The organism is Catenibacterium sp. CAG:290 (assembly GCF_000437715.1).
Lineage (GTDB): Bacteria > Bacillota_I > Bacilli_A > Erysipelotrichales > Coprobacillaceae > Catenibacterium > Catenibacterium mitsuoka_A.
The window spans coordinates 503-2,318 of the sequence record NZ_FR898846.1; the positions used below are offsets into that span (position 1 = coordinate 503).

Annotated in this window: 2 protein-coding genes; both read right to left on the reverse strand. The window is 32.5% G+C overall.

All coding sequences use genetic code 11. The features are described from left to right. Positions 1-185, reverse strand: a 185-nt coding sequence (locus QVO42_RS07830) for a hypothetical protein (protein ID WP_288164098.1), incomplete at its 3' end; no start/stop codon positions are given. 92 nt (positions 186-277) lie between these two features. Continuing rightward, positions 278-1,381 (reverse strand): 5-methyltetrahydropteroyltriglutamate--homocysteine S-methyltransferase, encoded by a 1,104-nt coding sequence (locus QVO42_RS07835; protein WP_022425569.1) that lies wholly within the window; start codon positions 1,379-1,381, stop codon positions 278-280. Positions 1,382-1,816 lie beyond the last annotated feature (435 nt).

The following is a 1,816-nucleotide window of genomic DNA, read 5'->3' on the forward strand; positions in this document are numbered from 1 at the left end:
ATTCCAAGTAAAAACTGTGACATACAGGCATACTTCAACACTGCTGGTGCTTTAACTTTGTAGTGTGTAGTACTTACATTCTCATCAATCGTTTTACTTTTCTTATTAGATAGCTGTGATATGACCTCTCCAATAATGCCCAATACTATCGCAATAATTATATATCTAATTATAGTTTCTATCATATCTGTTCACCTCTTATACATAAATTATATTGTATCCATTAATATACTACAAGACACAAAAGAATCCCCTAGGATTTCCTAGAGGATACTTATTAACCCCAGACTTCTTCTGCGATTTCTTTTACAAGTTTTAATTTAACCCATTGTTCTTCTTCTGTTAGTTTATTACCAATCTCACATGATGCAAAACCACATTGTGGGCTTAATGATAAACGTTCAAGAGGAATATACTTGCTTGCTTCCTTAATTCTCTTAATTACTTTTTCTTTATCTTCTAATTCTGGACGTTTAGTAGTGATTAATCCTAAAACGACCTTCTTATCACCAGATACTTTTGCGAGAGGCTTGAATCCTCCTGATCTTTCATCATCATATTCTAAGTAGTATGCATTCACATTCTCTTCACCAAATAAAAGATCAGCCACACCATCATAAGCACCTGAACTAAAGAAAGTAGAGTGATAATTACCACGACATACATGTGTATTAATTTCTAAGTCTTTTGGACTTTGTGCGACTACTTCATTATTAATTTCTAATAATCTCTTTTTATACTCTTCTAATGCATCACCAGTACGTCCTGTAAGGCCACATGCAAGCTGCGAGTTGACCATACCACCCCAGACACAATCATCAAACTGTAGTACACGACATCCTGCATCATATATTTCATGAATAAACTCAACATAAGCTTTAACTACATCCTTTGCGAAAGCCTCTTCACTTTCATAAATACTTAATGTGTTTCTAAGTAGCTGTGCTCCTGTAAAGTAAGCATAGAACTGCCCTGGTGAAGGAATAGTCTGTTTAGCAACTGTTTTTTCATCTTCAAACTGTTTTACAAATTTGAAATGTTCTACGAAAGGATGATGATTACAGCTGATCTTTCCTGTGACATAAGTATCATCAATCATTGCTGCTTCACCATCAAATGTCGTATTACCTTCTATTGTCTTTTTGTGTTCTACACCATTAAATCCCCACATAAAGTCTAAATGCCATGTAGAACGTCTAAATTCACCATCAGTAATAGTATGATAACCTAATTCTTTAATCTTAGTAATAAGTTCTATAATACATTCATCTTCTACCTTTTTTAATTCTTCTGCATTAATTGTATTATTTTCAAAATCTCTTCTTGCCTTCTTAAGTCTTTCAGGTCTTAAAAAACTACCTACATAGTCATATCTATTCATTTTAATTGTCTCCTTTTTGCGTGAGTTCATTATATCAAAGATAATCTGCAAGTAGAAATACATATAAATGTGTGTTCTTTATAGATTGAGGCTATGGATACGATACATCAGCAATGTACTCGTATTCAAAAATAGAAAACATATTATAAGTGTGATAATCCCTTTTATACCTAGAGTATGCATAGAACTCACTAAAGGCATCATACGAACAATTGAATAGGCTACATTGAATTCTATTAATATGCATGTAGATTGTTTTCTAAATATATACTGTAATATAATCAAAACAATCATTAATGGTAATGAGGTTTTAATTACAGATAAAATTATTTCTTTATACATAGTAATCACTCCCTGTTTTCTATTATGACTACTAATTTTAAGAGAATTATGTGATTTCTGACTACTCCCACGGGCAAGCCCGTGGGGTTCTGA